8 protein-coding genes are annotated in these 6,498 nt (G+C 57.1%); 3 read left to right on the top strand and 5 right to left on the bottom strand.

Annotated features, from left to right (window positions below; translation table 11 throughout):
* From SVU69_04430 to SVU69_04445, 4 genes are all read right to left on the bottom strand, one after another.
* On the bottom strand, positions 1 to 205 hold a 205-nt coding region (locus tag SVU69_04430), incomplete at its 3' end, for a hypothetical protein (protein ID MDY6942240.1).
* Positions 205 to 756 (bottom strand): hypothetical protein, encoded by a 552-nt coding sequence (locus SVU69_04435; protein ID MDY6942241.1) that lies wholly within the window; start codon positions 754 to 756, stop codon positions 205 to 207. The genes SVU69_04430 and SVU69_04435, both read right to left, overlap by 1 nt.
* Positions 757 to 1,015: 259 nt before the next feature.
* Complete coding sequence (locus SVU69_04440) at positions 1,016 to 1,402, bottom strand: hypothetical protein (GenBank protein ID MDY6942242.1); 387 nt, start codon at positions 1,400 to 1,402, stop codon at positions 1,016 to 1,018.
* 396 nt (positions 1,403 to 1,798) lie between these two features.
* Positions 1,799 to 3,340 (bottom strand): pentapeptide repeat-containing protein, encoded by a 1,542-nt coding sequence (locus tag SVU69_04445; protein ID MDY6942243.1) that lies wholly within the window; start codon positions 3,338 to 3,340, stop codon positions 1,799 to 1,801.
* 282 nt (positions 3,341 to 3,622) lie between these two features.
* Between SVU69_04445 and SVU69_04450 the strand changes: the two genes are divergently transcribed.
* Complete coding sequence (locus SVU69_04450; protein MDY6942244.1) at positions 3,623 to 5,170, top strand: acyl-CoA synthetase; 1,548 nt, start codon at positions 3,623 to 3,625, stop codon at positions 5,168 to 5,170.
* 21 nt (positions 5,171 to 5,191) lie between these two features.
* Here SVU69_04450 and SVU69_04455 read toward each other — a convergent pair whose 3' ends face one another.
* Positions 5,192 to 5,638, bottom strand: coding sequence for an MAPEG family protein (locus SVU69_04455; GenBank protein MDY6942245.1), 447 nt, complete (start codon positions 5,636 to 5,638; stop codon positions 5,192 to 5,194).
* A gap of 165 nt (positions 5,639 to 5,803) precedes the next feature.
* On the opposite strand from SVU69_04455, the gene SVU69_04460 reads away from it, so the two are divergent.
* Together SVU69_04460 and SVU69_04465 are read left to right on the top strand one after the other, a co-directional pair.
* Positions 5,804 to 6,298, top strand: coding sequence for a hypothetical protein (locus SVU69_04460; GenBank protein MDY6942246.1), 495 nt, complete (start codon positions 5,804 to 5,806; stop codon positions 6,296 to 6,298).
* The coding region (locus tag SVU69_04465; protein ID MDY6942247.1) for a helix-turn-helix domain-containing protein at positions 6,271 to 6,498 on the top strand (228 nt) is incomplete at its 3' end. The genes SVU69_04460 and SVU69_04465, both read left to right, overlap by 28 nt.

Genomic DNA, 6,498 nt, shown 5'->3' on the forward strand with positions numbered 1-6,498 from the left:
GGCCAGCGGGACCCGCCAGTTGAACGACCAAGTCCTTCAAATCTGCGTTACACTTTTCCAGGGCGTCGATCGCCTCCTCCAGTGCATCGACTGTTCTGTCGTTAATCGCGTGTTTTTGACCAACTAAAGCGGAATCGTAACCGTACAACGTTTCCATTATTTCGATGACGCTTTGCTTTTCATCGTCCGTGAGTGAGATTGGCATCAGTCCAATACCCCGCGGACAACATGCTCGATCACCTCATTCTTAGTGAAGCCATGAATTGTCAGCTGGCTGAAATGACGGGGCTTTCCCTCATTCGTCACGAATACGTACGACGATGGCTCCCCAATCAAAAAGTAGACCTTCACGTTCGCCCCGGTGGCTTTGCCAATGTCCTCCGGCTGAAAGTCGCCCATCGCGTTTCTGATGTTTTTTAACTCGTCTACCAGTGCATCATTTTCGAGCTGGCTGAACTCTCCAGTCACCAAGGCCGCCGGGACAGCACCCATGGGGCTGCCCGGATAACCCCATTCCCGATCGGTGTGCGTCTTGATGCTCAAGTGCTTGCTCTCGGACCAAAACAGCATGAATCCGGACGCATTTAAAATTCGCGTGTTTCTCAATGTTTCCGGCATCGCGCACAGATCGACAAACCCATCCGTAATGACGACACTGCCTTCCCCGCAATTTGAACTTAATCGGTATTCCTTCAAATCCCCGGCATAGCAGGCAACACACATCACACAAGCGAGAACGCTGATACTCCACTTCATTTGTCGGTCTCCTTCGGTTCGGGAAAAACACTAACACGGCGAAGAAAAGTGTTGGAACATTCTTCAGCTCAGGGAGCGCGTCGGCCCGGCAGGGGAATTCAAACTGAGTTTTTCGGTTCGCTGGGGTGAAGTCACGGCTTGTCGTTTGCTTTTCCGCCGTTACAACTTCACCGGGGAGCTAGACCACGGAGTGAATAAGCGGCAAAAGACAAGATCTGATCCCGTTAGTCTGGTGAATGCCGTCGTTATAAAAGCGGCGTCATTCAGGATGACGGGTGCAACGCGTGTTTAGATTAATCGTGAAATTCTGGTCGTCGATGAACGCGTAATTGTAATACTTGTAGACTTTGCCGACGACACAAGCAATATCGACGCTATTCGCCCCGGACCACTCAACGGAAAGGCCGTCTATGGCACCCACACGGAGCACATCTAAATCGCCAAAATAATCGACTGTATCGCCCGCCTCTAGGACGAAAACCTTATAGACATAGGGAACGGTGGCATGGTGGTTCAACCTGACAACGAGCACGGCATACCGCCGGTCCGGACTTTCCAGCGATTTGAGGACTTCCGCATCCGGCGAACCCAGTGAGCAACTCGCCAACATCGCTGCCAGTAAACTAGTAACCACGATGTTTCGCATACTCGATCCCCGCTTCGATCATTTTCAGACGCCGAACGAACTCACTAGGAGGCCATTTCAGATCAACAGTCGTCGCCTGTTTTTGAGCCAATGTGGACGAAAAATGTATTCCGAGAAGGCCGTTCCCACCACAACCCCGTTGTAGCTCAACTCGCCGCTCGCGTGGTTGTATTTCCGAGGCATCGGGAACCTCCCTCCGAAAGCGCCAAACACCGGGTGGATGGCTTCGCCGTTCACTCATGTGGAGTGGTATACCGAGTAAAGCGATGAGGGCGGTCTCGGCACGATATTCGCAACTTCTTGTTATCGCGCCAACAAACATACTCGAGTTAATCGTGATCTGAGGCGCTCCCGATTGTTTCATTGTTACCCAAGGTCATCTGGGCGCTCTCATCGTCAGCGCAACCGGAATCGCGTGCGAAGGCCAAGGCCAAGAAAAAAGAGAAGAATGACACCTAGCACTGTCTGCACGCCTGAGAGGACTTGAACCCAACCTGGAGCGCTCCCAAGAAACCCGCCGAAATAGAGACGATGAAATCCCAGGAAACCAAAAGTATTCGCAAAAGAGAGCCCAAAGGGTTGTCCGAATGTGACACAAAAATGTGTCAAGCCATTGCTGATACAGTCGAGCTCAAAAGCTGCTTTAAAAACAAGTGCTGGCAACAAGAAAAGCAGAAATAGCGCAACTGCAGGCCTCGCGATTGAATAACCATACATCGAGATGGCTGCGAATAGGCGATAGGGCAGCCGTTCTAGCCAACTGCCTGACCTACCAGCAAAATCCATCTCCTGGCGGAAAAAGAAATGCTCATCCTCGGGAAGCCCCTGCCGCCCTAAAGCGTGACGAATAATCGCGCAGGCGCGGCGTGATCTCTGAATGTCAGCGGGGTTCTCGATGTTCTTGTGGTCGGGCCAAAAATGATCCGTTTTGTATCGTTTGCCTCCGCTATCTTTCGTCTCACGTACCGCCTTATCTGTAGCAGAAAACTCAATCTCATCCGGCAACACCGCCCCGGAAAACTCGGGATACCAACCGATGAATTGGGTCTCACTGAACGACACAGGCCGTTGGAAAGATGCATCTCTAAAAGACGCCCGACACGATGGACCAAATCGCGTTTTCGAAAAATATGCCCGCTCACTAAAATCAGACGCGTCAAAATTGGCAACTGATTCAAACTCTGCCCCGCCGAACCACACCTTGGCATCAAAGCTGACTTGAAAGAACGCTGCGCTATCAAGAAACGCCGTCCCGCGGAATAAAGCACGATCTTCGAATCGCGCATACATAAAATCCGCCGGACCTTTGAACTTAGCGGAATCAAACCATGTTCTCGCGCTAAAAACGGCGGACTGGAACAGACATTTATCGTGGAAACTGGTTTCTCGAAAAAAAGCTTCGCGATCGAAAGCCGCAGATGAAAAACAGGCATCGCAGATAAAACTCGCCTCTGAGAACGATGCGATCCCCTTGAAAGTCGATGAGTGAAATGACCCCGAACCAACAAAGACCACGTGTTTGAAACGAGTTTCAACTGGAAAAACAAACTCGTTGAAATGGACGCTATGGGGGAAACGGGTGTTGGAGAAGTCGATGGGAAGGGCAGGATCCGGTATTTCCACATTTTGACCGAGCCTCTCATCAAAGGCCGCCCGGACATCCTGCAGCTCATCGTCCGTCAACTGAGAAAACTCGTCAGGTGCGCAACCGGACCTTTTGGCCAGTTCGGCTCTTACCTCTATGGTTAGACAATTCCCGTACCAACCATTCCATATGCGTCGGTTTTTCTTGTGTAGATTGGGGTCAAAGTAGCGCGCCAATTCGTCGAGCTCGTCGGGCTCTGGATCGACAGGCACCAAACTGCTTGTTTGCTCGCCGTAGACGGTCGCGAGCACATACCACGGATTTTTTTCCGCCGGTTTCAATTCTTTCTCCATTATTGAGCGTCACCCTCTGGTCTGATCGATGAATCACGCACCGGGCAGGGCAGTGGTCGTTTGAAGCGGAGCTGGACCTACTCACACCCGTGATTCGGCTTGTGGCCTCAGCCTATGTCGCCGGAGGAGCCGAATCAACGGCGCGATTCTGGGGACGCCGATTCTGGCTTCTTACCGCGCTGGCCAAAGGTATTGAGGATCGCGACCAACCCTTGAACGATGGCTCAAACTGAACTAAGCCTTTGAAAAGCCCGGTGCGGATCCGGGCAGGAGGAGGCAGCCATGCAGACGCATTCCTTTTGGCAATGGGCGGCGCACACCCCGGAGCGAACCGCACTGATCACGCCGGATGAGCGGACACTCAGCTTCGGTGAGTTGGGTGGCCGGGTAAACCGCATCGCCCATGGTATGCAGAGCCTGGGCTTGGGTCGGGGCGAGCGCGTCGCCCTCCTGCTGCCCAATGGTCAAGCGTGGATCGAGGCCTACATGGCGGCCACGCAAATCGGCCTGTATGTCACGCCCATCAACTGGCATTTGGTCGGGGAGGAGGTGGCTTACATCGTCGCGAATTGCGACGCCAAGTTGCTAATCGCCCACGAGCGTTATGCCGCGGCGGCCCAGCAAGCCGCCCGTGCGGCAAAACTCACGAAAAAGCAGTGCCTTGCGGTGGGAAAAATCGAGGGATTTCGCCCCTACGAGGAACTGCTGGCCGGGCAACCCGATTCGCCCCCCGAGGAGCGCTACGCCGGCAACCTGATGCTCTATACCGGCGGCACCACCGGCAAACCCAAGGGCGTGTTGCGACCGCTGCCGGAAGGTGGGCCGGACCAGGCGGCCCAACTGGGCCAGCTGCTGTTCTCGTTGTTCGACGTCAAGCCGGGCCGCGGTATCCATCTGTGTCAGGGACCGCTGTACCACTCGGCGCCCGCCGGCTTCAGCACCGGCGCCATGCACATGGGTCAAACCCTGGTGCTGATGGATAAATGGGACGCCGAACACGCCCTGCAGCTCATCGAACGCTACCGCGTGACCGCCACCCACATGGTGCCCACGATGTTCGTGCGGCTGTTACGACTGCCGGAAGAAACCCGCCGGCGCTATGACTTATCCAGCCTGCGCAACGTGATCCACGCCGCCGCACCCTGCCCGGTGGAAATCAAACGCCAAATGCTCGACTGGTGGGGGCCGGTCATCTACGAATACTACGGCGCCACCGAAGGCGGCGGTACCTTGGTAAAACCGCAGGAATGGCTGGAACATCCCGGCACGGTGGGCCGCGCCTGGCCGGGAATCCAGGTGAAAATCCTGGATGACGACGGCAACGAGCTCTCGCCCAACAAGGTTGGCACCATCTATATGACCGCCGGACTGGGCGATTTCGAGTACCACAAGGATGCGGAAAAGACCCGTTCGGTCAAACGCGATGGCATGATCACCGCCGGCGATCTCGGCTACCTCACCGACGAGGGCTGGCTATACATCAGCGACCGGCGTACCGACCTGATCCTCTCCGGCGGGGCGAACATTTACCCCGCCGAAATCGAATCCATCCTGGTCACCCACCCCAAGGTCACGGATGCCGCCGTGTTCGGGGTGCCGGACCCGGACTGGGGCGAGGCGGTTCAAGCGGTGATCGAACTGGTAGACGGCGAGAGCGGTTCGCCTCAACTGGCCGAAGAGATTCGCCAGCACGCGGCGCTGCACTTGGCACGATACAAAATCCCGCGCTACATCGACTTTTCCGAGAAACTGCCGCGGCTGCCTTCCGGCAAGCTGCTCAAGCGCAGACTCAAAGACCAATACGCGGGGCGATACAAGGCATCGGCGTAATAGGGCGCCGAGGGCCGCTCGTTAGGCGACGATGGCCAGCGCAAGCAGCCAAACGCAACAGCCCATCGCAGCCATGAACAGCAGTGTGCGCAGCCGGTCCCAATCCAGTGCGTAGGCAAAGCAATACAGCACCCGCAGAACCACGAATAACACCGCTGCGGTGGCCGAAGCCGCCCCCTCCGCACCGGCCAGGTGGGCCACCAGCACCGCCACGGCAAAGACGATGACGCTCTCCCAGGTATTCTGCTGGGCGGCGTAGATCCGCGGCCCCATGCCCTCCAGTTGGGCCGCCTGGGCACGGGGGTTTTTGTTGTCGTAATAGCCAAAACGCCGGATGCGCAAATACCCGCCCAGTGTGGACAGAGCATATGGCAAAAAAATCATGAAGCTCAAACACCAAAACGGGATGGTCACTTTGCCCCTCCTAATCACAGCACAATACAACGCCCGCCGCGCGCCGGTTTGCATGCTGCCCGTTTTGTCCCACCCTGCCAACCGCCAAGGGTGATAAGCCCTGCCCGAGCACCGGCTCCATGAACAAGCAGCGGATCGAGCGCGGGGCTCTCAACAAAGCCGGGAGCCACTGGTAAACTGACGCACTTTTCACCCAGCCACCGGTGCCGAGGTTTTCGCTTGAAAGCTGCCCTGCAACAACTCCTGAACGACGCCATCGCAGCCCTTGCCGGCGATGTACTGCCCAGCGAGGCGCAAACCTCGACCATTGGCCTGGAGCGCACGCGCGATCGCAACCACGGCGATTTTGCCAGCAACGCCGCCATGGTGTTGGCGCCCAAAGCGGGCATGAAACCGCGGGACTTGGCGGCCCGAATCGTGGCCGCGCTGCCGGCTTCGGATCTGCTATCCAAGGTGGAAATCGCCGGCCCGGGGTTCATCAACTTTCACCTGAGCCCGGCGGCTTATCACGCCACTGTGCGCGCGGCATTGGAATCCGGTCGCGAATTCGGTCAGGGCGATTTGGGCGCCGGCCAGAAGGTGATTTTGGAATTCGTCTCCGCCAACCCGACCGGCCCCTTGCACGTGGGTCACGGCCGCGGCGCGGCCTATGGTGCGAGCCTGGGCAATGTGCTGGGAGCGGCCGGTTGCACGGCATCTCCGCCCGTATGCTGACCGATCGGCTGCGGCGGCTGGAGGCGGCGGGCCTGATCATTCGTGAGCAGCAGCTGGGGATTCCGCCACACGTGAACTACGAGCTCACCGTCCGTGGTCGGGAACTGGAGGAGATCATGCGTCCCCTGGAAGCGCTGGCACGCCGTTGGTTCGCGGAGGACCAGGGCAATGGCCGGGCCATTGCAGAGGCGCCCCCTGCT

The sequence above is a fragment of the Pseudomonadota bacterium genome, from assembly GCA_034189865.1.
Classification (GTDB): domain Bacteria; phylum Pseudomonadota; class Gammaproteobacteria; order UBA5335; family UBA5335; genus JAXHTV01.

What these genes read in the sequence shown, in the direction of transcription:
- SVU69_04455 (MDY6942245.1), bottom strand. Translation starts at nt 5,638, where the DNA reads ATGCAAACCGGCGCGCGGCGGGCGTTGTATTGTGCTGTGATTAGGAGG.
- SVU69_04435 (MDY6942241.1), bottom strand. Translation starts at nt 756, where the DNA reads ATGAAGTGGAGTATCAGCGTTCTCGCTTGTGTGATGTGTGTTGCCTGC.
- SVU69_04445 (MDY6942243.1), bottom strand. Translation starts at nt 3,340, where the DNA reads ATGGAGAAAGAATTGAAACCGGCGGAAAAAAATCCGTGGTATGTGCTC.
- SVU69_04450 (MDY6942244.1), top strand. Translation starts at nt 3,623, where the DNA reads ATGCAGACGCATTCCTTTTGGCAATGGGCGGCGCACACCCCGGAGCGA.
- SVU69_04440 (MDY6942242.1), bottom strand. Translation starts at nt 1,402, where the DNA reads ATGCGAAACATCGTGGTTACTAGTTTACTGGCAGCGATGTTGGCGAGT.